The sequence below is a fragment of the Streptomyces sp. SID13031 genome, assembly GCF_010548305.1.
In the GTDB taxonomy this organism is placed as follows: domain Bacteria; phylum Actinomycetota; class Actinomycetes; order Propionibacteriales; family Kribbellaceae; genus Kribbella.
The window spans coordinates 401,605-426,698 of sequence record NZ_JAAGLV010000002.1; the positions used below are offsets into that span (position 1 = coordinate 401,605).

General features: G+C 65.7%; 18 protein-coding genes. 10 read left to right on the forward strand and 8 right to left on the reverse strand.

The genetic code is table 11. The features are described 5' to 3' along the window. The first annotated feature begins 43 nt into the window (after window positions 1-43). Window positions 44-1,510: a glycosyltransferase family 39 protein gene (locus G3I17_RS06040; protein WP_164594879.1), complete on the forward strand. Its 1,467-nt coding sequence runs from the start codon at window positions 44-46 to the stop codon at window positions 1,508-1,510. Window positions 1,511-1,620: 110 nt separating this feature from the next. Here G3I17_RS06040 and G3I17_RS06045 read toward each other — a convergent pair whose 3' ends face one another. Next, window positions 1,621-1,947, reverse strand: coding sequence for a class I SAM-dependent methyltransferase (locus G3I17_RS06045; RefSeq protein WP_164594880.1), 327 nt, complete (start codon window positions 1,945-1,947; stop codon window positions 1,621-1,623). A 538-nt stretch (window positions 1,948-2,485) separates the two neighbouring features. Between G3I17_RS06045 and G3I17_RS06050 the strand changes: the two genes are divergently transcribed. Continuing rightward, window positions 2,486-3,469 carry a winged helix-turn-helix domain-containing protein gene (locus G3I17_RS06050; RefSeq protein WP_164594881.1) on the forward strand — a complete coding sequence of 328 codons (984 nt, stop codon included), beginning with the start codon at window positions 2,486-2,488 and terminating at the stop codon, window positions 3,467-3,469. On the opposite strand, the gene G3I17_RS06055 is transcribed toward G3I17_RS06050, so the two are convergent. The 4 genes from G3I17_RS06055 to G3I17_RS06070 all read right to left on the reverse strand — a co-directional run bounded on the left by G3I17_RS06055 (window position 3,438) and on the right by G3I17_RS06070 (window position 7,075). Further along, a complete protein-coding gene (locus tag G3I17_RS06055; protein WP_164594882.1) occupies window positions 3,438-4,403 on the reverse strand; it encodes a superoxide dismutase in 966 nt (321 codons plus the stop codon). The two genes, G3I17_RS06050 and G3I17_RS06055, sit on opposite strands and share 32 nt — an antisense overlap. Window positions 4,404-4,477: 74 nt before the next feature. Beyond that, complete coding sequence (locus tag G3I17_RS06060; protein ID WP_164594883.1) at window positions 4,478-5,482, reverse strand: ABC transporter permease; 1,005 nt, start codon at window positions 5,480-5,482, stop codon at window positions 4,478-4,480. Window positions 5,483-5,739: 257 nt separating this feature from the next. After that, entirely contained in the window at window positions 5,740-6,576 is an 837-nt protein-coding gene (locus G3I17_RS06065) for a LuxR C-terminal-related transcriptional regulator (RefSeq protein ID WP_203589793.1), read from the reverse strand. Continuing rightward, complete coding sequence (locus G3I17_RS06070) at window positions 6,536-7,075, reverse strand: hypothetical protein (protein ID WP_164594884.1); 540 nt, start codon at window positions 7,073-7,075, stop codon at window positions 6,536-6,538. Before G3I17_RS06070 ends, G3I17_RS06065 begins: the two co-directional genes overlap by 41 nt. Before the next feature lie 43 nt (window positions 7,076-7,118). Here G3I17_RS06070 and G3I17_RS06075 point away from each other — a divergent pair, with 43 nt between their 5' ends. From G3I17_RS06075 to G3I17_RS06090, 4 genes are all read left to right on the forward strand, one after another. Next, entirely contained in the window at window positions 7,119-8,345 is a 1,227-nt protein-coding gene (locus G3I17_RS06075) for an MFS transporter (RefSeq protein ID WP_203589794.1), read from the forward strand. A gap of 379 nt (window positions 8,346-8,724) precedes the next feature. After that, entirely contained in the window at window positions 8,725-9,261 is a 537-nt protein-coding gene (locus tag G3I17_RS06080; protein WP_164594885.1) for a hypothetical protein, read from the forward strand. Between the two features lie 154 nt (window positions 9,262-9,415). Next, window positions 9,416-9,886 carry a hypothetical protein gene (locus tag G3I17_RS06085; protein WP_164594886.1) on the forward strand — a complete coding sequence of 157 codons (471 nt, stop codon included), beginning with the start codon at window positions 9,416-9,418 and terminating at the stop codon, window positions 9,884-9,886. A gap of 315 nt (window positions 9,887-10,201) precedes the next feature. Then, window positions 10,202-10,642, forward strand: a complete 441-nt coding sequence (locus G3I17_RS06090; protein WP_164594887.1) for a pyridoxamine 5'-phosphate oxidase family protein — start codon at window positions 10,202-10,204, stop codon at window positions 10,640-10,642. A gap of 233 nt (window positions 10,643-10,875) precedes the next feature. Here the strand turns inward: G3I17_RS06090 and G3I17_RS06095 are convergent, their stop codons facing one another. Then, on the reverse strand, window positions 10,876-11,586 hold the full coding sequence (locus G3I17_RS06095) for a DUF899 family protein (RefSeq protein ID WP_164594888.1): 711 nt from the start codon (window positions 11,584-11,586) through the stop codon (window positions 10,876-10,878). A gap of 61 nt (window positions 11,587-11,647) precedes the next feature. Next, entirely contained in the window at window positions 11,648-14,509 is a 2,862-nt protein-coding gene (locus G3I17_RS41515; protein ID WP_164594889.1) for an AAA family ATPase, read from the reverse strand. Window positions 14,510-14,796: 287 nt separating this feature from the next. Here G3I17_RS41515 and G3I17_RS06105 point away from each other — a divergent pair, with 287 nt between their 5' ends. Further along, a complete protein-coding gene (locus G3I17_RS06105) occupies window positions 14,797-16,107 on the forward strand; it encodes an MFS transporter (RefSeq protein ID WP_164594890.1) in 1,311 nt (436 codons plus the stop codon). A gap of 7 nt (window positions 16,108-16,114) precedes the next feature. Further along, window positions 16,115-18,436 (forward strand): BTAD domain-containing putative transcriptional regulator, encoded by a 2,322-nt coding sequence (locus G3I17_RS06110; RefSeq protein WP_164594891.1) that lies wholly within the window; start codon window positions 16,115-16,117, stop codon window positions 18,434-18,436. Between the two features lie 56 nt (window positions 18,437-18,492). Here the strand turns inward: G3I17_RS06110 and G3I17_RS06115 are convergent, their stop codons facing one another. Beyond that, entirely contained in the window at window positions 18,493-19,098 is a 606-nt protein-coding gene (locus G3I17_RS06115) for a class I SAM-dependent methyltransferase (protein WP_203589795.1), read from the reverse strand. A gap of 190 nt (window positions 19,099-19,288) precedes the next feature. Between G3I17_RS06115 and G3I17_RS06120 the strand changes: the two genes are divergently transcribed. Further along, complete coding sequence (locus G3I17_RS06120; RefSeq protein WP_164594892.1) at window positions 19,289-22,063, forward strand: tetratricopeptide repeat protein; 2,775 nt, start codon at window positions 19,289-19,291, stop codon at window positions 22,061-22,063. Then, complete coding sequence (locus G3I17_RS41520; protein WP_164594893.1) at window positions 22,063-24,933, forward strand: AAA family ATPase; 2,871 nt, start codon at window positions 22,063-22,065, stop codon at window positions 24,931-24,933. The genes G3I17_RS06120 and G3I17_RS41520 overlap by 1 nt, the downstream gene beginning before the upstream one ends. Window positions 24,934-25,094 lie beyond the last annotated feature (161 nt).

Genomic DNA, 25,094 nt, shown 5'->3' on the forward strand with positions numbered 1-25,094 from the left:
ATTGTTTGCCAGCGTTCGAGGCGCGATTGATACGCGTCCGTCGGTGCCCGCTTTCGCCACGCGCCCGGTCGCCGGTATAGCGCTGCTACTGGCGACCGTGCTCACCGCGTTGTCTGGGCGGTACGGGTTCCATCGCGACGAGCTGTATTTCCTCGTCGCAGCGGACCACCTCGCCTGGGGATACGTCGACCAGCCGCCGCTCACTCCTCTGCTGGTCAAGATCTCCACGACGATCTTCGGCAGTACCCCGATGGGCCTGCGGGTGCTCTCGACAATCACGTCGGCACTTACTGTGGCGGTTGTCGCGCTCATGGCGCGGGAGTTCGGGAATGATCGCCGCGGCCAGGTCTTCGCGGCGCTTTGCGCCGCGCTGTCAGGCTTCCTGATGGGCGTCGGTCATCTTGCCTCCACCGCGACGTACGACCTGCTCGCCTGGATGGTCATCGCGTTGCTGGCGATCAAACTCCTTCGCACGGGCGGGCGCTGGTGGCCGGCGCTCGGGCTTGCTGTCGGCGTTGCGTTGGAGAACAAGTACCTGGTCGTACTACCGCTGGGGGCGTTGCTGGTCGCAGTACTCGTCCTTGGCCCTCGCCAAGTACTCCGAAGCTGGTGGCTGCCGGCCGGTATCGGTGTCGCTTTGGTGATCGCCGCCCCGAACCTGATCTGGCAGGCGACCAACGGCTGGCCCCAACTCACTGTCGCCGGTGGGATCAGCGAGGACGACGGTACAGAGAACCGGATCATGTTCGTCCCGCTGCAGCTACTGCAGATCTCCCCGTTCCTTGTCCCGATCTGGGTAGCCGGCTTCCTCCGACTCTGGCGCCTTCCCACCCTCCGTTGGGCCCGCCCGGTGGCTCTTGCCTACCCGCTACTGTGCGTTGTAGTACTGGCCCTAGGTGGCAAGTCGTACTACGCCCTGCCACTTGTGCTGGTCCTGCTGGCAGCAGGCGCCCAGCCGACCATCGACTGGATCTCCCGCTCCCGCTCCCGCCGCACGACGCTGTCTGTCGGGCTGGTCCTGACCGCTTTGACCTCGGCGCTCTTCACGCTCCCGGTCGTCCCGACTTCTTCGGTGAACATCGTTATCCCTGTCAACAAAGAACAAGGCGAACAGGTCGGCTGGCCGGAGTTGGCTGAGGCCGTATCAGCAGCGTGGCAAACCATCCCCGCAGACCAACGCCCCCAAGCCACTCTCTTCGCCGGTAACTACGGCCAAGCGGGAGCTCTACTCAAGTACGGCCCTTCCCATGGCCTGCCAATCACCTACTCAGGCCATATGAGCTTCTACGACTTCGGTCGCCCCGCCGACACCCAAACCGGCCCAGTCCTCCTGGTCGAACAGCAACGCACCCCCGAGTACGAACGCCACTTCAGTAACTGCCACCAGGTCGCCACCTTCGACAACACCCTGAACGTAGACAACGAAGAGCAAGGCGCAGCCATAGTCCTCTGCTCCGCACCCACAGTCCTGTGGTCCACCCTCTGGCCCAACGTTCGCCGCTACTACTGACTAGGCATCGAGGGTCGGCCGATCACCTATCCGCAGAGGACGACCCTCGCCTCAGCCGAACTGCTGCGACGGCTCATCGTCGCCGCATGCCACAGGTCGGCGAGTGCTGGTCAAAGCTTGCGGGCGATGTAGGACGACCACGCGTGATCGTCGCAGTCCACATGCCGCTCGTGCCGCTCGATCGAGAATCCGGCGCGGACCAAGCGCACACTGAACTCATCGTGCGGCCAACACACCATGCGGTAGTCGCCAGGTAACTCGCCGTTGCTGTCCTGGATGGACACGTAGAAGGATCCGCCGGGGCGGAGAGCGGCTGCGATCTTGGTAAGGGCAAGGTCGGTCTGACGCTGTCGTACGTTGATCAGGACGTACAGGGCGAGGATCGCGTCGTACGGCCCGCCCAGGTCGTCGGTGGTGACGCCCAGCGGATCCACCATCCTGCCTCGGGTGGCCTGATTCTCACGGATTGCCTCGGTCCGCCGGACTCGGACCCCGCAGCCTTCAAGAAAGTCGGCTTCCCTGCCAGGTCGCGATCCGAGGTCGAGAACCAGGCCGCCGGGCCGGGTCAGAGTGGCTATCCGGCGCAGAGAGCCTTCAACGACCGGCTCCAATTCGGGCCCCGACAGTAGGTCGTAGTGTGCCGCGAGGTTCTCGTAGGAAGCGAGCGTTCGGCGACTGTATTCGGTACCTCCAGGGGGACTGGTCATAGCTGACACTCCTGTGGTCTGTTCGGAAGGTACTCGACCACGGTCGGTCTAAACCGCCTGGAACGGCATGAGGCGATCGCCCTATTCTTACCGGCAGCCTGACGAAACACTGGACGGCCGGCGCCTCGGCTGACCACAATTTCACCTGAATGCTCCAGTCGAAGAGAATCCACCGCGTGATCGCTTGTATTCCAGCGACCGCGAAGGAATCGCAGAATGGTTCCGGTGCCTCGGTGGAAGGCTGAGTAACACCAACTCGGGAGGTCGAATGCTCACCTTGCGGTTGAACGGGGTGGATCTGAGTCATACTTCGGTGCGGTCGAAGCCGTCGGCGACGATGGAGCTTGCGGCTGCGGGTAAACGGATCACGCAGTCGTTGCCGGTACCACCGCATCTGGCGACCTGGGCGGCGGCCACCCGGGCGGCGATCCGGCCGGTGATGGCGCCGTACCTGCAGTTGTGCGGGATGCCGCGCTGGATGCCGGACTTTCTGACGCCGACCTCGAGCGAAAGCGATTTCGCGACTGCGCTCGAACAGATGCTGGCCACACCGCCGGAATTGTTGTTCGCAGAGCTTCGGGCGCCCATTGAGAGTGGGGCGCTGCCGGCCCGGACCGCCGACCTCGCCGCTGGTGATCCGGCTGCCTTGCGGAGGCTCGGCGTCGCTGCCGAAGCCTTTCATGCGATTGCCGTCGGCCCCTATTGGGCGGAGATGGTGACCGCGGTGCACGCGGATCGGGCAGCGCGTGGTCTCACCTTCGTCGACCAGGGGATCGACCGGGTGCTGCACACGCTCAGCCCTCAGCTGCGGTGGCAGTCGTCCACCCTGTCGTACGAATGCCCAGGCGGCGCCGACATCGTCATCACCCCGGCCGGCCGAGGCGTCACCCTGGTTCCCTCGTACCTGGTACCGGTGCCGAACTTCGTGGATGTCGGGACCTCGCCGGTGATCCTGCATTACCCGATCGAGAAACGTCCGCCGGAGTTGACCTTCCGGGAGCCGCTCAGCGATCTGCTGGGACGGACCAGGGCGGCAGTACTGTCGGCGACGACCGGCGGACGTAGTACCAGTGAGGTTGCCGAGGCCGTCGGAATCTCGGCCGGATCTGCCAGCCAGCACGCCTCCGTACTGCGCTCGGCCGGGCTGATCACCACCCACCGGACAGGCTCATCTGTCCGGCACCTCGTGACGCCGCTCGGGACCGACTTGCTGCAGAGTGTCAGGAGATCGCAGGTACCTGGGTCACGGTGAAGGGTGGGGTCGATGGGTTGCCACCGAATTGGCTGTTGACCCATAGCAGGCGGTGACCGTCCCGTGCGATGGCGGTCGGTGCCTGCGAGCGCGGGGCAGTTCCCGATCGCCGGACCAACTGCATCGAGGTTAGGTCGGCGTTCAGCACCGCGAGGTCCACCGAGTAGGTCCAACTGCCGTGACCATCGGGGAAGTTCACGGTCGCGTAGAGGCGGTTCCCCTCAAGCAGTAGGCCGTCGGGTGTGGTCAGGTAGCCGCCGGTGACGGTGACTTCGGAGACCTGACGCTCACGCAGGCTGACCCGGTACAGATGGGCGTCCCCAGGCTCGCCGGATCCGGTGCCGCCGTCCCCGACGAGCGCGACCCGGTGGTCGGGGGTGACGACGATCCCGTTCAGGAAGCCTGGCGTGACGGGGAACTGCGACGGTGAGATCCATTCGGTCAGCGATCCGATTCGGGAGCCGTCGACCGAGGCGCGCCACAGGATCCCGGTCGCCGAGTCGGTGACGTAGACCGCGTCGTCGGTGACGACCAGGTCGTTGAGGGCGGCAGTTGCGTTCGGCGCGACCCGCTTGGCGACCAGAAAACCGTCCGGGTTGTAGACGAACAGGGTGTGGGTGTCGTAGCCCGCGATGTAGACCCGCCCGCGCTTGTCCACTTCCACGCCCGCCGCACGGGTCCGGCCGTCCGATCCGGCGGGGAGGAAGGGTTTCATGGTCGGCGTACGGGTGTTGCCGCGGTAGACGGCGCCGGTGCCGAAGCTCGTCACGTACATGGTTCCGTCGCGACTGACAGAGATGCTCTCCGGCAGGACGCCTTGGTCCTGGGAGACGACATAGGTGGTTGGCAGTGCTCCGCCGGCGAATACGGGGGCGTGGGAGGTACCGGCGACGACGGCGAGACCTGCGGCGATCGCCGCGATGAGTTTCTTCATGAGCCGACAATGCAGGGGTCTGCTGCCGCGGCCAACGCCATTTGGTCCTGGCCGAAGGGACCGTTGCCGCTTGGTCACGACGGTCGGACGCGTGGGTCGATGAAGGCGTAGGCGATGTCCACGATCGCGTTGGCGAGGACGACGAAGACGGTCACCACCAAGACGACGGCCATGATGGTCGGCAGGTCGATGCCCAGCACCGCGTCGATGGTCAGCCGCCCCATCCCGTAGATGCTGAAGATCTGCTCGGTGATGATGGCGCCGCCGAGGAGGTTGCCCAGGTCGAGGCCGAAGACGGTGATGATCGGTGCCAGCACGGCGCGGAGTCCGTGCCGGTACACGACCCGCCTCTCGCTGAGGCCTTTGGCGCGGGCCGTGACGATGAAGTCCTCGTTCATGACGTCGATCATGTGGGCTCGCGTCATCCGGGTGTAGAGCGCCGCGTAGACCATCGCCAGGGTGATCCACGGCAGCAGGTATGACTTGAGCCAGGCTCCCGGCCCGGCGGCGGACAGTTCGAAGTTGGCCGCGTCGGGATTCGGAAGGAGTTGGAGCTTGACCACGAAGGTCAGGTACAGCAGGTTGCCGATCACCAGCGTCGGCAGCGATGCGCCGATCAGGGCCAGGCCGACTGCTGCTTTGTCGACCCATTGACCTCTGCGGAGGGCCGCGGTGACTCCCAGCAGTACTCCGCTGGTGACCCAGAGGACCGCGCCGCCGGCCGCGAGCCAGAAGGTCGGCCAGAAGGCGTCGGTGATCGAGCCCCAGACCTGGATACCGGTGTGGATCGAGCGGTCGAAGCATGGCCAGTCGCACTGTTCCTTCGAGCCTTCACTGCCGAGTTGCCTGCCGTGGGGGTTGACCAGTCCACTCATGTAGGTGCCGTACTGAACGATCAGCGGTTTGTCGAAGCCGTAGGTCCGATTGATCTCGGCGAACCGCGCGGTGTTGCAGTTGTAGTTGCAGATCTCCCGGGCGGGCCGGACGGGGGACGACCAGAACAGGGCGAAGGTGATGATGCTGACCAGCCAGGCCGTCAGCACCATCTGCAGCAACCTGCGGACGATGAAGGAGATCATCCGCGTGCCCACCCCACTGACGCCGGAGTAGCAGCCGTTACCGTCGAGGTCACCGGCGGCGAGCGGGTGATCGAGGTAGTCACCCGCCTCGGGCCCCCTCGGGAACGGTGAGACTGAGATCGCGAAGATGATTGCGGGCTCTGGCCAGCGGCTGGTGAGTCATCGGGATGCCTCCGTCAGGGGCTTCGGACCGTGGATGAGCTTGTACGTCAACCACGATCTGCGTAAGCCACTGGGAACCGCATGGGGCAATCGACCTATCTGTCGCTGCCGGCGGCGGACGAGTTGCCGTCCATGCTTGAGGCCTTACAGCAGGTGGTGCCGGTGGGCTGCGCTGGTAGCAGCAGCGCGGGTCGGCACATCGAGCTTCCTGAGGATATTGGAGATGTGGACGCCCGCTGTCTTCGGTGAATGGTCAGGGCCGCCGCGATCTGCCGATTGCTGAGCCCTCCCACGAGGAGGCGCAGGACCTCGCACTCGCGCTCGGTCAGACCGAAAGGTGCTCTGGGCACCGATTCGTCATCGATTCCCAGCGAGATTCTGGCTTGCCGCGCGACAGTCGCTATCCGGTCGGTCAACGGGCGGGCCGAGAGATCTCGCGCGAGCTGGGCGGCTTCGACCAGGACGGGCTTGGCGGCTTGGCGGTTCTCAGCCACGACGAGCGCCGCAGTTGCGCGTACCAGCGTTTGAGCCCGGTTGTAGGGCTGCTCTAGATCGAGCCAACTCTGAGCCGCGGCAAGCCAGCGCTCAGCCGCTTCAGGGCAGGTCGGCGCGAGAGCTGATGCCGAAACAGTGTCCGCGTAGGCGTTCTCGAGTGGGCTCAGCCGTCTCAAGGAGCCAGCTGTCGCTTGCAGATCCTCGCGAAGGCGCTCGGATCCGGCAATGCTGTCGATCGCGAGGGCGGCTGCCATGACGGCCGGCCAGGCGTCGCCGGAGTCGGCATTCGGAATCAGCTCTGGCAGTCCGGACGCGAGCTCGAACACGTCATCGATCCGCCCCTCTGCCGTGGCCAGTTCGATCAGGAAGCGCATCCGGCCCATGCGGTAGGAGCCGTCATCCGCATCCAGGCCAAGCGGCGGTTTCAGTTCTCTCACCACGCGCGGCTGTGCCGAAGTCACCCCGGCCGACTGCGACGATGCCGCTCCAGACCAGCAGTTTCATCCGCTCGTTGAGCGTTGGCCGCATCAGTAGCGCGGCGTCTATCACCTCGATAGCCTCGTCCCACCGGCCGATCGCGACGAGTGAGTTCGCGAGTTGATTGGCCACGATGGGGCCGGCGTAGCGGGTCCGTCCAAGCTCGACGACCCGCCGGAGCGCCACCCGGCCGTGGTCGATCGCGACTGGATGCTGGCCGCGGCTGCAGAGAGCGCGCAGAAGGCAGAGATAGATCAGGATCTCACCGTCCCCTGCTCCCTGCGCCTGCGCGTCCGCCAGTGCGGTGGCGAAGGTGGTCTGGGGATCGCCGCCGTCACGGGCGGCCAGAGCGGCCGAAGCGATCGTGCTTTCAAGTCGCGGTGCGGCCGACGAAAGCCGGTCCGCAAGCTCGGCGAGTTCGGCACAGAAGGGCCTGGCCTCATCGTGGCGGCCGCGCACAATCAGGGCGCGAGACAGTTGCCCGAGTAGCTCTGCACGCAGGGTGCTGCTCAGTCAGCTCGGCAGCCGCCTCGGCATGATGGCGGCCCCCTTGCTCGCAGTCCTCACTCTGAACGCGACTACTCTCCAGGTCTCCCTGCTCCGCACCTGCGAGACCGCCGCCTGGCTGTTGATCGGATTGTTCGCCGGCGCCTGGGTCGACCGGATCCGCTGCCTGCCCGTGCTGGTCTGGACGGATCTCGGCCGGTCGCTGCTCTTCGGGTCGGTACCCGTCGCCGCTTGGTTCGGAGTACTCAGCCTCACGCAGCTATACGTCGTACTGGCTCTGGCTGGATTGCTGACCGTGTTGTTCGACGTGGCGCACAGCGCGTATCCCCCGCGGCTGCTGGCTCCAGACCAACTGTTGCCGGGCAACGCGAAACTGGCCGCGAACCATTCGGTCGCAGCGGTGATCGGCGCGGGAGCGGGTGGATTCCTGGTCCAGTGGCTGACGGCTGCGGTCACGCTCGGGCTCAACGCGGTCGGCTTCGGCTGGTCAGCATTCTGGCTTCGCTCGATCCGTACTGCGGAACCTCGGCCTGCCGTCGCGGACAAGCCCAACCTGCGCAGGGAGATCGGCGAAGGCCTGAGCTACGTCTTCCGGAATCTGCTGCTGCGGCCGATCGCGCTGAACACGACCACGACGATGCTGTTCCAGGCGGCGAACGGCGCGGTGATGGTGGTCTTCCTGGTCCGGGAGGTCGGGCTGTCCCCGAGCGCGATCGGGTTGCTCAGCATGGCCGGGCTGGTGGGGGCACTGGCGGCGTCCTGGTTCACGGAACGACTGTCCGTCCGGTTCGGCGACGCGCGGACTCTGCTGCTGAGCGCGATCGGCATCGGAGTCGCCTTCACCCTCCAAGCGCTGACAGGCCCGGGTTGGCGACTGACCTGGTACGTCGGCGCCACGCTGCTAGCCGCGATCTGCATCATCGTCGGCTACATCCTGCAGATCAGCATCCGCCAACGGCTCTGCCCGGCCGATCTCCAGGGCCGGGTCAGCGCCACGATGAGCTTCGTCAGCTGGGGAGCCGCACCCATCGGGAGTCTTCTCGGCGGTGTTCTGGGCACCGCGTTCGGACTCCGCCCCACCCTGTGGATCAGCGGAGCCGCCATCCTGCTCGGCTCCGCCTTTCTCCTCTTCTCTCCGTTCCGCACCCTCCGCCAGGTCCCCGAGGCGGAGGGTGCGGACGCGCCCACCACTCAACCAACCCCTGATCGGCCGACGGAATGATCCTTGGCCGAGCGTCATCCCAAGCGAAGAATGTTTCTGTCTACCCACTCGGTGTGCCACCGAGGTGATCTGCGATCACCCCCCTTCCGAAAGGATCTGATTGAGGAAGCCGAGCCTGGCCTGGAATTCTGGGTCGCTTCCAACCTCTTGAACATGCAACCAGGCCCTCTGGTCATATAGAGACCGCTGGCTTCGAACGAGTCTGTTGGCCCCACGGGAACGAGTCCTCGGGTCCGGTCGGCGATCTTCCGCACCTGGTGTGAACGAGTCGACTGGCCCACTCTGAGGCACCCAGGGTTCGTGCGGACGCAGAGCGTCTCTCGCGCTCTGCCCAGGTTCGCCCCTTGGCACTGAAGCGGATCAAGGGCAGGGTGGGGATGTGATCATCCCCTTCGTCCACGACGGTGCTGCAGGATCCGTAACGGTGGCTGTAGAGCTCGTTGATGAGCCCGAAGTGGTCGGTAAGCCCCCAGAGGCCGGCGGTTTCCCGTGCTGTAGTGCCGTTGTCGAGCACCCTGCCCAGGGGTATCGCGCGATGTTCGGCTGGGTCCAACTAGTCCGGTCGACGGACAGCCCCTCCAACGGGACGGCCTTCGAGATGGACCCGTTCTTCCTGTTCGAGGACGCGCCTTCCCCCTATGCCTTCTTCGGTGTCAGACCCACCCTGTTCGACGCACCGTCAAGGGACGAGCGTAAGCCGCTGGCGTGGCTCGCTCACAGCTTCCTGGCCTGGACTCCATTCGAGCAGGTTGAACGGCATGTCGTGCCGTTGACCGGCTTCTCCTGGGGGTTCGACATCGACAACACCGGCCAGATCACCTCACGGCGCGCGCGTGCATTGGCTCCCGGTGACTGGGACACGCATCGTCCCCACTTGAGTGCTTGTCATCCCAGCTGGTCCTTCGATCAGTGGTAGCCAGGAAAGCAGGACGCTCGGGGTCCCGTCGCAGTGGCGCGGGCGGTTGCCTGGCGCTCGGATCGGTGACCTACGTCAAGGCGCCAGTCACCTGCAGGTCCGCGTTCATTCCGACCGCTGTAGATCTGGCGGACAAGAGCAGACCTTCGAGGCGATGGAGACGCAGGATGTCGTCGCTCGTTGTGCCATCGGAGAGTTCGTCCTTCAGCCTTCGACGCGTCGTTTCATTGACATGCGGCTGGACAATGACGATCTGAATCTCGTCGGATGCGTCCATGGCCGGCGCGTCGAATGGTTTCGACGCCGCACCGGTGGTCATCGCATTCCGGTGCTGTCAACCTGGGAGCAGCCGCGCTCCGACGGCGCAGCGCGGCGTGGCCGATGTTTCTCGGCTCCGGCCACCTGGTACTGGCTTCAAATTCAATCGTTGCTGAGCCAGCAAGCCGCGTACGTTTCACGCCTTCGGTATCGGCGGGCACTGGCCACCCTGAAGCGTTTGGTCGCTCACCAGTTGACCGCGGCCGACGACAACCGCGCGTCCGGAAGGCTGCGCGGTGGTCATGCCTGGGCCAGGCCGAGGAAGTCGGTCTCCCGCGGCTCGGGTGCAAGCCGTCGATTGGGCTGAAGGCGAGGTGAAGGCGTTGTATGGCACCGTTACTGAGAGGTCGCCGCGGGCAGGATGAGCATTGTTCCCTCTTCTCGCGACAGTCCGCGGCGTGCCCACGGATCAAGGTTGCGGTCTCCGAGTTTGTCCGTGCTGAACGCGTGCTCGCTCGGCCCGTTGATGGAGGCAATTGTGGCATTGGCCGCGCTCGAGATCATCATTCCGCACTCGGGCTGACCAGGGCGTGTGTCGTCGTTTCGGGCGCGCCGAGATGGATCCCATTCCCGTTATCGCTCGGCTCCATCAACACACTGAGAACATCAAAGGACACAAACAATGACCGGAAGCCTCAGCCAATCCGAACGGGAGACCTTTCTGGCCCTACCCCACGTCGGCGTCCTCAGCGTTGCCACCGGCAACGAACGACCTCCCCTCACCGTGCCGATCTGGTACTCCTACCGACCGGGTGGAAGGCTGACGTTCTTCACCGGTACACAAGGCCGAGTGGCCCGCAAGGCGGGTCTACTCGAAGAGGCCGGGCGGTTCAGCTTCTGTGTCCAACAGCCGGAGTTCCCGTACAAGTACGTCACTGTCGAATGCGCGGTGGTGCGCGCGGAGCGGTCGCCCGCCATCGAAGACGTCGTCGCAATCACGTCTCGCTATCTGCCCGCCGAAGCAGCGCGGACCTTCGCCGAAACAGAGATCGCCAACCCGGCCGGCACCTTCGTTCTCTTCACGGCCCGCCCGGACCGCTGGATCACCTTCGACTTCGGATAGCGCGGCGATGCGGCTCTGAATGTAACAAGCACCATTGAGCCGCGTCGTGCGCTGCGTCGGCTGACAGACTGTCCGCCGACGTGGTGACCACCGGGTCGGAGGCGTTAGTTTGAAGCCAAGCACGCCCGGGGTCGCGGTCGAATGGGGTCGAGGCCGGATCGCTGCTCGACGCGAATCAGCACCCAGGAACGGCAGCGCCGCTCTTGCCGGAACGCTCCGGGCGATATGCAGGCTCAGCCTCTGATTCCTGGATGGGTCCGGTTGGTGCGATCCAGCTGCGGCTCAGAGCCAATGCGGCCTCGGTCAGTGATGGTTGAATAAATCAACCGTCCTCCCTCGAGACTCCAGCCGGTATCGGTCGTGCGGCCTTCGTTACGTACAAGGCTCGCGGGCTGCGGCCTCAGATCGCCTTCAGAGACTCGAATGGACCCCTCAAGGAGATCGGCCTGACGGTAGGGCAGAGAACCAGAGTCGCTGCTCCGGTTTGTTCTAGATCGGTTCTCTTCACCGTTCAGCGTCACTCCCATGTCGGTGTTGAAGCTGCTGCCGTGGGAGGAGTAGACCGGCACGGTCCAGCCCTTGCGTGTCCAGAGGTCGACGATCTTCGGGTAGGGAGCGGCTGCGACGAAGCTGGTGTCGCGCGCGTGCAGATGGTCGAGACGTCCGACGTCGTCCATCCGGCGAGAGCATCCACCACACGTGTCGGTCCAGTTCGCGCCGTACATGAAGTGGTAGACGATCAGCTGCCTGCGGCCGTCGAAGAGTTCGGTGAGGCTGACGTCTCCCTCTGGACCGTGCAGGATGTAGCTCTTCTCGAGTCGCGTCATCGGCAGCCGACGGCATTTGGCGGCGAGGGCGTCCAGGGTGTGAGTGGCCTGCTTCTCCTCGACGAGGAGCAGTGCCCGGGCGGTCGCCCAGTCTTCAGTGCTGGTGACCGGTGGCATCGGGTGATCGCCCTATCTGCCGACGCCACAAGTCGGAGCGTTGCCGCTTGCCTTCGATGGGTTACAGGAGGTGATGACGGTGGGCTGCGCTGGCGGCAGCGGCCCTGGTTGGGACGTCGAGTTTCCTGAGGATGTTGGAGATGTGGACTCCTGCGGTCTTCGGCGAGATGGTCAAGGCCTCTGCGATGTCCCGATTGCTGAGTCCGGCTACGAGCAGGCGTAAGACTTCGCATTCGCGCTCGGTCAGACCGAAAGGTGCTCTGGGCACCGAATCGTCATTGACGCCCAGAGAGATCCTGGCTCGTCGCGCGACTGTGGCTATCCGGTCGCTCAACGGGCGGGCTGAGAGATCTCGAGCGACCTGGGAGGCCTCGATGAGGAGCGGCTTGGCGGCTTGGCGTTCCTCGGCCGCGGCGAGGGACGCAGCTGCGCGTACCAGTGTCTGTGCCCGGCTGTACGGCTGCTCGAGGTCGAGCCAGCTCTGAGCCGCGGCGAGCCAGCGCTCGACCGCGTCGTTGGACGGCGGGGAGAGGAGGGATGCCGAAACAGTGTCAGCATAGGCGTTCTCGAGAGGCCCCAGCCGTCTCAGAGCCGCAGCCGTCAACTGCAGTTCTTCGCGAATGCGCTCGCATCCGGCGAGGTTCTCGACAGCCAGGGCTGCCGCCATGACCGCCGGCCAGGCGTCGCCGGGGTCGGTGTTCGGAATCACTGCAGGTAGTAGGGACGCCAGCCCCGCCACGTCGTCGGGTCGCCCCTCGGCTGCGGCGAGTTCGATCAGGAATCGCATGCGGCCCAAGCGGTATGAGCCGTCATCGGCGTCCAGGCCTGCCGGTGGTTGCAGCTCCCGCACCACGCGCGTAGCTGTGCTGAAGTCACCACGGCCAACGGCGACGATGCCGCTCCAGACCAGAAGCTTCAGCCGTTCGATGAGCGGTGGCCTCATCAGTAGCGCGCCGTCGATGACCTTGTCGGCTTCGTCCCATCGTCCCATCGCAACCAAAGAATTCACGAGTTGGTTGGCGATCACCGGACCGGCGTAACGGGTCCTACCAAGATCGACAGCCAGTTCGAGTGCGGCACGGCCACGGTCGATCGCAACAGGATGCTGACCTCGACTGCAGAGAGCTCGCAGAAGGCAGACGTAGGCCACGATCTCGTGGTCCCCACATCCGTACGCCTGCGCGTCGTCGAGCGTGCCGGCAAAGGCGAGCTGGGGATCGCCACCGTCACAGACTGCCAGAGCGGCCGACGTGATTTGGCTTTCGAGTCGTGTTCCGGCGGAGGGCAGTCGATCGGCAAGGTCGGTGAGCTCGACACCGAGGGGCCGGGCCTCGTCGTGGCGACCGCGCACGATCAGGGCGCGAGACAGCTGGCCGAGTAGTTCGGCCCGCAGGGTGCTGGTTTGTCCAGCCAGCCGTATGCCTTCCTGGAGGTCGTCGACTTCTCCGGGAACGATCATCATGCGCCGCATGATGGCGCGCTCCTGCAGCAGTTCGGCGCTCCGCTCCGGGGCCGGTTGTTCCGTCAACTCCTTGAAAGCCTCCTCGACCAGAACGAGCCCTCTCGCACTCTCGCAGGCCCAGCAGGCCGCGCCGGCCGCCAGTTCCAGTACGTCGAGACGGCTAGCTCCCGCTTTGTCGGACGGTTTGTCGACCCGGTTCCAGAGGTCGAGAACCATCTCGAGCATCTGCAACTCTTCGTCGACACCGATCTGCTCGTCCTTGCTACGGCAGGCGGACCAAGCGGCGTCGAAGGCGCGGGCGGGCTCACGGGCCGCCAGCCAGTGCCGGGCGATCGCTGCCGACTTCCAGGTCCGGGAGTCGTCCAGGGCTGTCGCAGTCAGAACCTCTGCGTACCGGCGGTGAAGCTCGATGGTCTCCCCAGGCAGCAGGCCGGCGACGATCGCGTCACGGATCAGCCCGTGGCGGAAGGCGTACCCGTCTCCGGCGCCGAGCAGAACCTTCGCCGTGACTGCCGGGCCGATCGTGGCTGTGAGCTCCGGCGTCTCCTGTCCGGTGACCTGGGTCAGCAGCTCATGCTCGACTGCCGTTCCGCCCACCGCTGTCGCTTTGAGGAGCTGCTGAGTCTCGGCCGGGAGATCCTCGACCATTCTCAGCAGCAGACCTCGTAGCGACTCCGGCAGTGTGGTCCGGACCGAGCCGTCAGGTCCGATCAGGGCTTCGGTGAACAGCGGAACACCCTCGCTGACCCGATGCACCGCAGCTGCCACCTCGGGCGACGCTGGTTCCCCGAGAATCCCGTTCAGTTGCTGGGCGACCTCTGCCTGCGTGAGTCCCGCAAGGTCGATACATATGACCTGGACGAGGCGGCTGAGTTCGGTAAGAATCCGGCGGAGCTGGTTCGCCGTCTGGGCCTCTTCCGTGCGGAAGGACACCAGGATAAGGAGTGGGAAGTCGGCCAGAGTGGCGACCAGATAGGTCAACAGATCCTGAGTCGCCCGGTCTGCCCAATGTGCGTCTTCGATGACGAGGACACATGTTCCACCAGCGCAGATCGCCTCGATCAATGACCGGAACGCTTCGAACATCCTTGCCTTGGCCAGAGCAGCGTCGTCCGCGGACGGGGTAGCGCCGAGAGCCGGAAGAAGCCGGGCGAGCTCGTTGCGGCTCGGGTCCCCGATCAAGGCAGCGATCCCGGCTCCGCCGTACTCCCGCTCCAGATCACGCAGCATGGACCGGAAGGGTCCATACGGGAGGCCCGCATCGCTCTGGTCGAGACAGGCTCCGGTCAAGGACCGCGCTCCGGAAGGCAACCGGTCGAGGAATTCGCGGATGAGCCTTGTCTTGCCGACGCCGGCTTCACCGCTGACCAGCACTGTTCGGGTGCTTCCCTGGCCGGCGTCCTTGAACGCGTCGGTCAGCAGGACCAGCTCGGTCTGGCGGCCGGCCAGTAGGGGGCTCACCCGGCGATTCAAGGCACACCTCCTCCAGGAAGGCGAACGGCGGGAGACGGCGCCGGTTGGTAGGTCTCCATGAAGGGTAGCGCCCGGCGGTGTCGTGCACAGCTCTGGCTTGCGAGGTCACGGCGGTGAACCATGACGGGTCATGCCCTGGAGGCCACCCGGTAGCGGCTCGCGGATAGGGCGGATGCCCGATGTGCGGGGAGGTGGTTTACGGCCACTCTGCTCATGACAGGGCGCCGCGGACGGGGATCAGCGCGCCGGGCACCGATGGTGGAAGAGGTCGTGCGGTGGGATCAGGCGATGCACCCGTGCACCAGGCCGCGGAGGCCACAGACACGACGCCGCAGGAAGAGGTGATGACGAGTGCTTGGGCAAGCAAGGGATTTCGGTGGTTGTGGACCGGATCGGCAATCTCCTCGTTCGGCTCCGAGGTCGCCGAGCTCGCGTTGCCGCTGCTCGCGCTGGTCACGCTCTCGGCGAGCTCGGGCGAGTTGGGAATGCTCCGCGCAGCCCAGTTCTTGCCATTTCTGCTGGCGACCCTGCCGATCGGCCTGCTTGTCGACCGCAGCCGGCGCCGGCGCTTGATGATCGGTGCCGACCTGGGCCGCTTCGTCCTGATCGCTCTGATCCCGCTGTCGGTCTGGTTCGACCTGGTGTCCATGGGATTGCTCTGTGGCGTGATCTTCGGCGCAGGCGTGCTCACGGTGCTGTACCAGATGTCGGACTTCACCTTTTTGCCCTCGGTGACCACCGTGCACCAGCTGTCCGATGCGAACGCGAAGATCGCCGCGACGCAGTCGGCGATGGAGATCGGTGGCCGGGGGATCGGCGGCGTCCTGGTGCAGTCGCTGACCGCGCCGATCGCGATGGCGGTCGATGCCGTGACCTACCTGCTGTCGGCGATCAGTCTGAGCCGGATCAAGGTGGACGAGCAGACTCCAGCACGGACGAGCCGGTCACCCTTCCGCGAGGTCGCCTCCGGCTTTCGCGTGGTCTTGTCCAACGCCTACCTGCGCGCTCTGCTGGGAGGAGCGATGACCTTCAACGTGTTTCAGGAGGTCTTCACCATCGGGTTCATGCTGTATGCGGTGCGTGATCTCTCGATCTCGCCTGCTGGTCTGGGCGCGATCCTGGTCGCCGGTGGGGCCGGCTCCTTTGTCGGTGCCTGGTTCGGCAGCCGGCTGACCGCACGGTGGAGCTACGGCAAGGTGCTGCTCGCAGCACTTGCGCTCGGCAACACAGCGCCGCTGGCGTCTGCTCTGGCCGCCCCAGCCTGGGCCTTCGAGCTACTGATGGCCGTGTTCTTCGTGATGGGCATCGGCATCGGGATCTCCAACGCGCACGCAGTCACTATCCGGCAGGTGGCTGCCCCGGTCGAACTGCGCGGCAGGGTCAACGCTGCCTATCGCCTGATCACTTGGGGTGGCATCCCTGTTGGGGCCTTGAGCGGTGGCCTGCTGGCAAGCCAGCTGGGCAACAGGGGAGCTATGGTTCTCGGCGCGGCGGGTCTGGCGACTGCGACCCTGTGGATACTCTTCTCGCCGATCCGCACGCTCCGTAGCGTTGGTCATGCAACACCTGACCACCTGACGGCTTGAGGCAGCCATGGCCGAGGTAGAAATCCGGCTCCTGGGGCCGTTCGAACTGCTGGTCGACGGGAGACCGGTCGACCTGCCTGCCCAACGGCTTCGCGCTGTGCTTGCGGGTCTGGCTGTGCGGCCACGGGAAGTCATCGGAGCCGACAGCCTGGCATCGGTCGTCTGGGAGGACGCCGAGTTGCCGCATGACGTGCGGTCAACTCTCCAGGCCTATGTCGTGCGCTTGCGCGCTGTCATCGGCCAGGAGCTGATCAAGACGGTCGGTGAAGGATATCTCCTCGAGATCGACGGGGATCAGGTCGACGCCTCGAGATTCGCGCGGCTCGCTGGTCTGCGCATCGACGATCGAGCCGCAGCGGTGAACGTCCTCGCCCTGTGGCGCGGTGATCCTTTTACCGGAGTCGGATCTGCCTTGCTGCTAGAGGTAGCGGCACCGCCGCTGGTCGAGACCCGCCTGGCGGTGGTCGAACGGCTGACCGATCTGGACATCGCGGCCGAGCGACATGGAGATGGTCTGGCCGAGCTCGAAGAACTCGCCGAGTCGTATCCCCTGAGGGAGTCCTTGTGGGCAAGGCTGATCGTCGTACTGGCCCGGAGTGGCCGTCGGGCGGATGCGCTCGACCGCTATAGCCGTATCCGCCGCCGGATCGCGGACGAGCTCGGGGGCGAGCCTGGGCCCCAACTCAGACTGATCCACTCAGAGCTGCTCCTGGCCGAGACACGTGATAGCGCGAGCACCTCCGGTGCCGTTGACCGCTGGCCGGTGCCGCGCCGGCTTCTTCCCTGCGACCCGTGGTTCACCGGTCGCACCGAAGAGTTGACCAGGCTGGACAAGGCCCTGGCGGAAGGGGTGCGGACGGTTGTGATCCACGGTGTGGAAGGAGCTGGCAAGACCGCGCTGGCGACTCAGTGGGCTCACCGCGTGCTTGATCGGTTCCCCGGTGGCCAGCTCTATCTCGATCTCGGACGGTACCGCTTCGGGCACAGGACGTCCGCGGAGGAGGCTGCGGAGATCCTCCTCGGCGGCTTGGGGTTTCGGCCGGATCAGCCACCGGCCGGCTTCGCAAGGCGGATGACCCTGCTCCGGTCGACCTTGGCGTCCAGGCGGATCCTGCTGGTGTTGGACAACGTGATCGATGTGGACCAGGTCCGGCCGCTGCTACCCGAGACCTGCAGTCTGGCCGTGGTGATCAGCCGCAGCCCACTGAACGATCTCCTGGATGGCAACGGCAAGGCCTCGCTCCGCCTCGGTTGTCTGTCTTTCGGTGACTCGCTGGAGCTGCTCGGGCGAGGGGTTCGGCCGGTCAAGGACTCGTCCGACGGTGTTCTGGCCGAACTCACCGAGCTCTGTGACCGGCTGCCGCTGGCCCTGGTCATCGCAGCCGAGCAGGTTGCTGGACTGACCGATGCCCAGATTCGGCACCTAGTGGTCGAGCTAAGGGTTGAGCAGACCAGATTGAACTCCCTCGGGACCGGAACGGACAGCCCGACGAGCGTTCGCGTCGTGTTGTCTTCCTCGTACCGGGCGCTCGACGGTGAGACGGCCCGGTTGTTCCGGCTGCTGGGTCTGCATCCAGGTGTGTCGTTCAGCTTGCCGGCCGCCGCGGCGCTAGCGAGTCTCTCTGTCGCCGACGCTGCGCGCTCCCTGACCCTGCTGGTCGAAGCGCACCTCCTGCAAGGGGTGAGTATCGGCCGGTTCGAGCTGCACGATCTGGTCCACAGCTTCGCCATGGAGATGGCGATTACGGTCGAGCCGCCGGCCCAGAGAACTGCCGTCGTACGCCGAATCCTGAGCTGGTACCTACACTCGGCCGAGTCGGCTCAAAGCATGACCATGACCGGGAAGGATCCCGCGCCGCTCGAAGTTCCGGCGGCCGGCCTTGTCCCGCTCAGGTTCGACAGTGAACGGCAGGCTTCGGACTGGTTCGAATCGGAATACGCGACCCTGGTCGCCGTCGTCTTGGACGCTGTCGGGAACGGCGATCACGGACTGGCCGGTGCGCTGGTTGACCGCATGCACGGATATCTGTCCGTGCGGAGGTCGCCGGCCGATGGCCTTGAACTTCAGGAGGCTGCCATGACGGCTGCCGTTCTGAGGGGCGATCTGCGTGCTGCAGGCGTCGCCTCGAGCAGTCTCGGATCGTTCTACGGCCACGTCGACAGCTACCCCTCCTCGGGGCGTCGGTACGAACGCTACCTGGCCCGGTTCCGGAACGCGGGCGCTATCGTGACGAAGGCAGTTGCCTTAGGCAATCTAGGGATGGCCGAGGAATTGCGCGGCCAATGGCTCTGCAAGCCGACCAACAGACCATCGGCAGGTAGGGAATGATCTCCAGGCCGATACCTCGCCAGCTTCAGTTCTGCGCGCCGAATTCCCTTACCGCCTCAGGCTTTGCGGGCGATATAGGACAACCAGGCATCGTCGTCGCAGTCGACATGCCGCTCGTGCCACTCGACGGACAGACCGGCACGGATCAGTCGTGCGGCGAACTCCTCGTGCTGCCAATACACCATGTGGTAGTCACCCTCTTCCTCGCCGCTGCCGTCCCGAACGGACATGTAGAAGACACCGCCGGGGCTCAAGGAAGCGGCGACCTTGCGCAGGACGAGATCGGTCTGACTCCGTCTCACGTGGATCAGGACACACAGGGCCACGACTGCGTCGTATGGCCCACCGAGGTCATCGCTGATGACGTTCACCAGATGTACGGTCCTGCCTCTGCCGGCCTGGATGTCGACGAATGCCTGGGTGGCGTCGGTCCGCCGGACATGGATGCCGAGTTGTTCGAGAAAGTCTGCCTCGCGGCCGGGACCGGACCCGATTTCGAGGACCAGGCCGCCGGGCTGGACCAGCTTGGCGATTCGGCGCAGAGCGCTCTCGATATTCGGCTCCAGTTCAGGGCCCGAGAGGGTGTCGTAGTGCGCAGCGAAGCCCTCGTAGGCGGCGATCGTTCGGCGACTGTACTCGGGTACTTCCATGGGTGTGGTCACGGCTGACGCTCCGGGTTCGATCGAGCAGATACATCCAACACAGTCGGCCTAAACCGCTGGGAACGGCATCGGGTGATCGACCTATTCCGGGCATCGTCACAGCGGGGTGAACTGGCGGCGCAGTTCCGAATGGAGTTGCGCTAACAACGAGCTGTATCCGGGCCGGTTGTTGCACCGATCGTGTGCTGCAATGGCATTGATGGATTGGCGGGAGGTCAGAGCCTTGAGTTTTAGCTTGGAAGTCAGGCTGCTCGGTCCGTTCGAAGTACTGGTGGACGGTCAGCAGGTGGCGATGCCGGCCGGGCGGCTTCGTGCCCTGCTGGCGGCTCTGGCGATGCGCGCCACGGAGGCGGTCCCCACCGACGGGCTGATAGCGGCGGTGTGGGACGACCACGAGCTTCCTTCCGATGCGCGCCGAAGTCTGCAGATCGCTATCGTGCGGTTGCGGGCGTTGATCGGTGCCGAACGGATCGAGACGCAGTCCGGCACCTATATGCTGACCTGTCCCGCGGATTGCGTCGACGGTCTGCGGCTGCTTGGCGCCACGGCGGATGCAGCAGCGGAGCTCGATCTGCTAGACGTTCTTTCCCTCTGGCGTGGTGAGCCGTTCCAGGGCGTGCCGTCACCATTGCTCAAGGCAACAGCAGGAATCCGGTTGACGGAGGCCTACCTGACGGTCTTCGAGCGCCGGATCGACCGTGACCTGGCCGAGGGCCGGTACGGCGGCCTGGTCACGGAGTTGCGTGATCTCACCGGTAAGTATCCGCTCCGCGAGTCGTTGTGGGAGCGGTTGATCGACGTACTGGACCGCAGCGGGCGCCACGCAGAGGCGCTGGAGTGCTATGAAGAGGTCAGGACGCGGGTTGCCGACGAGCTCGGCGTCGACCCGAGCCCGGCTCTGCGAGCGTTGCACACCGGGCTGCTCAGGGCGGAGACCGAGCCGCCGCAGGTGCGGGCTCGGACGATGCCGAGACAGTTGCCCGGAGATGTTCGGCAGTTCATTGGTCGCGCTGAGCAGTTGACAGCCCTGACCTCGGCTCTGGCCGACCACCGGGAGACAGCCGCCGTGGTCACGAACGTGCACGGGGCCGGCGGGGTCGGCAAGACGAGTCTGGTCGTGCATTGGGCACGCCAGATGTCCGAGTCGTTCCCGGACGGGCAATTGTTCATCAATTTGCACGGATACGGGCCTGGCGAGCCGCTGAGTGAGGGAGAGGCCCTGGACTTGTTGCTGCACGGTCTTGGGCTCCCGGCCGCCCAGATTCCTCCGAGCGCCGACGGCCGCAGCGCGCTGTTGCGAACGACGCTGGCGGATCGACGGGTATTGCTCGTGCTGGACAATGCGCGAAATGCCGACCAGATCAGGCCCTTGCTCCCCGGTACCGGGATGGTGGTGGTGACGAGCCGGAGCCAGCTACGCAGCTTGACCGCTCGCGAGGGTGCGATCCGGATCGCGCTCGACAGACTCACCCGCGCGGAGTCGCGGGCCATGCTGAGCAGCTCGCTTCCGGAATCCACGCGGAGCGGGTCGGAGGTCGACGAGCTCGCTCAGCTGTGTGACCATCTTCCGCTGGCGCTGGCCATTGTCGCCGAGCGAGCCGCACGTCTCCCGCGCCCCTCGATCGACGACCTGATCGAAGAGTTGCGTGGTGAGCAGCGCCGCCTCGATTCGTTCGACACCGGCGACGACCAGTTGACCAGTGTGCGCACCGTCCTGACGACGTCCTATGCAGCACTCCCGCCGCAAGCGGCTCGGCTGTTCCGTTTGCTCGGTCTCCACCCAGGTCTGTCGGTAAGTGTCCCGGCGGCGGCCGCCCTCACTGGGACGAGTGTGTCAGCCGCGGCCAGATTGCTGGATCGCCTGGAGGATGCACATCTGGCCCACCAGACGGCACGGCGGCGGTACGAGCTGCACGACTTGGTGGGTTCCTTCGCGGCAGAGTGCGCGCTGGCTGAGTCCGCCGAGGAACGCGACTGCGCCTCGGTTCGGATCATGGGCTGGTATATGCACTCGGCGGAGGCCGCTAGCGTCAAGCTGGGTCAGCGCCACACGCCCACTCGCCGGGACGAATCGCCGTTCGGGGTCGAGGCGCTGACCTTCGACGACAGCAGGCAGGCGATGGAATGGCTGGATTCGGAGTACCGGACTCTGCTCACGATCGTCCGTGGCGCTGTCGCCGGCGGGCGAAACCAAGTCGTGTTCACCGTTGTACGGAGCCTGTTCAGATATCTTCTGACCCGACGTCCGCCGGCGGAGGCGCTGGAGCTGCAACTCCTCGCCGTCGACGCCGCACGAGCCGACGGTGACGCGCTGGCAGAGGCGGTGGCTACGAACCAGCGGGGGAGCTCCTACGGCCGACTCGGCGAGTACGAGCGTGCGACCGATTGGTTCGAACAGGCTTTGGATCTGTTTCGAGCGGCCGGTGATGTGGACGGTCAGGCCACGGCGCTCGGGAATATCGGTATGATCCACGAACTCGACGGGCGTCCGGAACTGGCGCTGGCCGCGCAGGAGCAGGCGCTCGCCCTGGCCGGACAGACCGGCGAACCGGCCGCTGTGTCGTCCATTCTGAACAACCTGGCGACTACTCAATTGCAAATGACCCGGTTCGAAGCAGCTGCCCAGTCTGCCGCCAAAGCGATGGAGATCAACCGCAGGCAAGGCGATCTCACCGCGGAAGCGATCTCGACGGACACTCTTGGCCTGGCCAAGCTGGCACTCGACCATCATGATGCGGCCATTCGTTGCTTCACTCGCGCGATCACCATCCATCATCGGATGGGCAGCGGGTGGAGCGAGGCCTTCACCCTGCGTAATCTCGGCCGGGCGGAGTGTGCCATGGGCAGGCTGGACGCTGCTCGCCGGAGCTGGGAATGCGCCCTGCAACTGCTCGACCGTGACGAGGCGCCGGACAACCCGCAGCTGAGTCGTAGCGAGCTCCGTTGTCTGCTCGGAGGACTGTGATGAACAAAGCTGACCTCGCCGGCCCGCTCAGTCCTCGATTCTGTGGGCGCGCGGCCGAGCTGGCTGCCTTGAATGCGGCCTACGACGACGCGGCTGGCGGTGATCCACGGGTAGTGCTGCTCGGCGCGGAAGCCGGCGGGGGCAAGTCCCGGCTCGTCCAGGAGTTCGTTGCGCGGATCGACGACAGGGCGCTGGTACTGGTCGGCAGCAGCGTCGAACTGAGCGAGGCGGCCCTCCCGTACGCGCCATTCACGGCTGCTCTGCGTGACCTGGTCCGCGTCCGCAGTGTTGACGCGGTCAGCGAGCTGGTCGACGGCGCGACGGAACTGGCCTGGCTGCTACCGGAGTTCGGCACTCCACCTGTGAGCAGCGCAGGCCCCGAGATGGCCCGTGCTCGGCTCTTCGAGGTGTTCCTTCGGCTACTCGAGAAGCTGGCGGGGGAGCAGCCGGTCGTGCTAGTGGTCGAGGATGCTCACTGGGCGGACGACTCCACCCGGGATCTGCTCAGCTTCCTGACCGGCAACCTCCGCCACGGCGCGTTGCTGATGGTCGTCACCTTCCGGTTCGAGGAGCTTCGCCGCGGTCATCCACTGCGTCCACTGCTGGCCAGGATGGCTCGATCAGGCGGCGTCATCTCGGTGACTCTGCCGCGGTTGACCCGGCTCGAGGTGGCCGATCAGCTCGAGGGCATCCTCGGACGGCCCGCGTCGGCCGCCGTCGTCGAGTCGATCTACGACCGAGGCGACGGAGTGCCGCTGTTCACCGAGGCGATGACGAAGGCGGACGGTACTGTCCGGGCAGACCTGCCGTCGTCCTTGAGTGACCTTCTACTCGAGATGGTGCAGGGACTACCTGACGAGAGTCAGCAGGTTCTCCGTGCCGCGGCGGTGGGCGGTAGACGAGTGGGACACGGGCTGCTGGCCGCGGTCACCAGGCTGGACGAGGCGAGCTTGACCGAGGCTCTTCGGCCTGCCGCCGCGGCAAATGTGGTGATCAGTGACGCCGACGGCTATGCGTTCAGGCACTCACTGATCCGTGAGGCGGTCAGTGCCGACCTGCTTGCTGGTGAGCGCGCACGCTGGCATCGCGCGTTCGCCGAGGCATTGGAGGAGACCCAGACGCTCGCGGGCGGCGTCGGGAGTGCTTCTCGATTGGCTGTCCACTGGCAAGGTGCGCACGATGACGAACGTGCATTGCGCGCGGCGTGGACCGCCGCCGGTGAGTCTCGGCGTGGCCTCGGCTATGCCGAGCAGTTGCGCATGCTGGAACAGGTCCTGCGACTTTGGCAGAGCGCCCCGGCTGCCGCTGCTGACACTGGTGTCGATCATGTCGGTGCGCTCGAACTCGCTGCTGACGCGGCTCTGTGGGCTGGTCGGCCGGAGCGCGGTCTGACCTTGGTCGAGATCGCGATCGGCGAGTTGGGTGGCTCCGGAGGCGAGCGGCTCGCCGCCCTGTTACTACGGCGTGCCGAGCTCCGGCAGGAGCGCCTGCAGCCTGGTCAGCTCGATGACCTGCGTGCGGCGCTACAGCTCGCTTCGCACCCGGGCCGGATCCGCGCACAGGCGCTCGGCCAGCTGGCTCGCGTGCTGATGCGGCACGACCTACGCGAGGAGGCACTGCCGTTGAGTGTTGAGCTGTCCGACCTGGCAGACGCGGCCGGCGACGACGAGATTCAGGCAGAGGCGCTGATCACCCGGGCGCACCTGGGCACCCGCGAAGGCGAGGATACGATCGGCCTGCTCAACCGGGCGCTGGAGCTGGCCGGCCGTTCCGGCTCGGTCCGGCTCGAGTTGCTCGCGTACGTCGGCCTGACCCATGCGAACGAGAGCCGTGGAAACCACGAGGCCGCGATCGACGCCGGCCGGGCGGGCCTGCTCAGGACCTCTCAGCTGGGATCCGCCCGCTACGTCGCGGAGTTGATCGCCCAGAATCTGGCCGAGTCGCTCGTTTCTGCTGGGCACTGGGACGAGGCCCTCGAGACCGTCCAGCGCGCGCTCGATCTGGACCCTGCGCCGTACGGACGGGTGAACCTGCTGCTCTGCCGTGGCCGGATTGCCGTCGCTCGCGGCGAAACCGCTGTCATCGATCAGACCTTCCAAGAGCTGGCGGCGCTCTCCGATCCGCGTGCCGAGGCTCAGCAGACTCTGCCGAGGGTCCAACTCGAGCTCGAGCAGAAATCTGCAGATGGGGACCTGGCGGGTGCTCTGACGGTGGCGGCGACCGTCCCGGACCTCGGACGGGGTGCGGATCCGCGCTACGTCTGGCCGCTCCTTGCCGCGTCTGCGCGGATCTGTGCCGAGTCAGGCTCGACAGAAGAGCTCGAGGCGGTCGCCGCCGCAACCTCCACGCCGTGGCCGGTGGAGAAAGCCCACGCACAGGTGTTCGCGGCCGAACTGACGAGTGCGCCCGACCCCTCGGCGTGGGACACCGCTGCAGCTGCCTGGGGCGTGCTGTCTCGGCCGTATCCGCAGGCTTACGCCCTGATGCGATCCGCGATTGCGGCGGCCGCGCTGGGCGACCGCCCGGCGGCGGCGGACTCCTTGCGCCAGGCTGCCGCTCTTGCATCCGGTATCGGTGCACATGTACTCCATCAGCAGGTCTCAAGGCTGGCCGTCCGGATGAAGGTCGACCTGGTCGGTTCGCCGGGGGGAACAGCTGTCGATGAGCCGTTCCATCTCACCGAGCGTGAGCTCGAGGTACTGAGATTGATCGCCACCGGCCGAAGCAATCGCGAGATCGCTGGCGAGCTGTTCATCTCGCCCAAGACCGCCAGCGTCCACGTATCGAACATTCTCGCCAAGCTCGGCGTTGCCTCCCGCGGTGCAGCCGCCGCCACAGCGCACCGGTTGCGCCTGTTCGACCTCGGCTAGTTGCACCGCCCAGCAGAGACTCCTTGCCAGGAGTGTTCCTTCGGCCCGGCCGCGCGTGGGATCCAGTGAGCTGATGCGACGCGTCTTGAGTTCGCCGGTCTCTCGTTTGACGGCAGAAGATAAGGCATCTGCCTCATGTGGCGGTTGGTGCCTTAGCCGGA

Bases quoted from the DNA above. Each gene is read 5' to 3' on its own strand.
- G3I17_RS06085 (WP_164594886.1), top strand. From the start codon at position 9,416: ATGGAGACGCAGGATGTCGTCGCTCGTTGTGCCATCGGAGAGTTCGTC.
- G3I17_RS06120 (WP_164594892.1), top strand. From the start codon at position 19,289: ATGGCATTGATGGATTGGCGGGAGGTCAGAGCCTTGAGTTTTAGCTTG.
- G3I17_RS41520 (WP_164594893.1), top strand. From the start codon at position 22,063: ATGAACAAAGCTGACCTCGCCGGCCCGCTCAGTCCTCGATTCTGTGGG.
- G3I17_RS06050 (WP_164594881.1), top strand. From the start codon at position 2,486: ATGCTCACCTTGCGGTTGAACGGGGTGGATCTGAGTCATACTTCGGTG.
- G3I17_RS06090 (WP_164594887.1), top strand. From the start codon at position 10,202: ATGACCGGAAGCCTCAGCCAATCCGAACGGGAGACCTTTCTGGCCCTA.
- G3I17_RS06045 (WP_164594880.1), bottom strand. From the start codon at position 1,947: ATGGTGGATCCGCTGGGCGTCACCACCGACGACCTGGGCGGGCCGTAC.
- G3I17_RS06095 (WP_164594888.1), bottom strand. From the start codon at position 11,586: ATGCCACCGGTCACCAGCACTGAAGACTGGGCGACCGCCCGGGCACTG.
- G3I17_RS06055 (WP_164594882.1), bottom strand. From the start codon at position 4,403: ATGAAGAAACTCATCGCGGCGATCGCCGCAGGTCTCGCCGTCGTCGCC.
- G3I17_RS06060 (WP_164594883.1), bottom strand. From the start codon at position 5,482: ATGATCTCCTTCATCGTCCGCAGGTTGCTGCAGATGGTGCTGACGGCC.
- G3I17_RS06110 (WP_164594891.1), top strand. From the start codon at position 16,115: ATGGCCGAGGTAGAAATCCGGCTCCTGGGGCCGTTCGAACTGCTGGTC.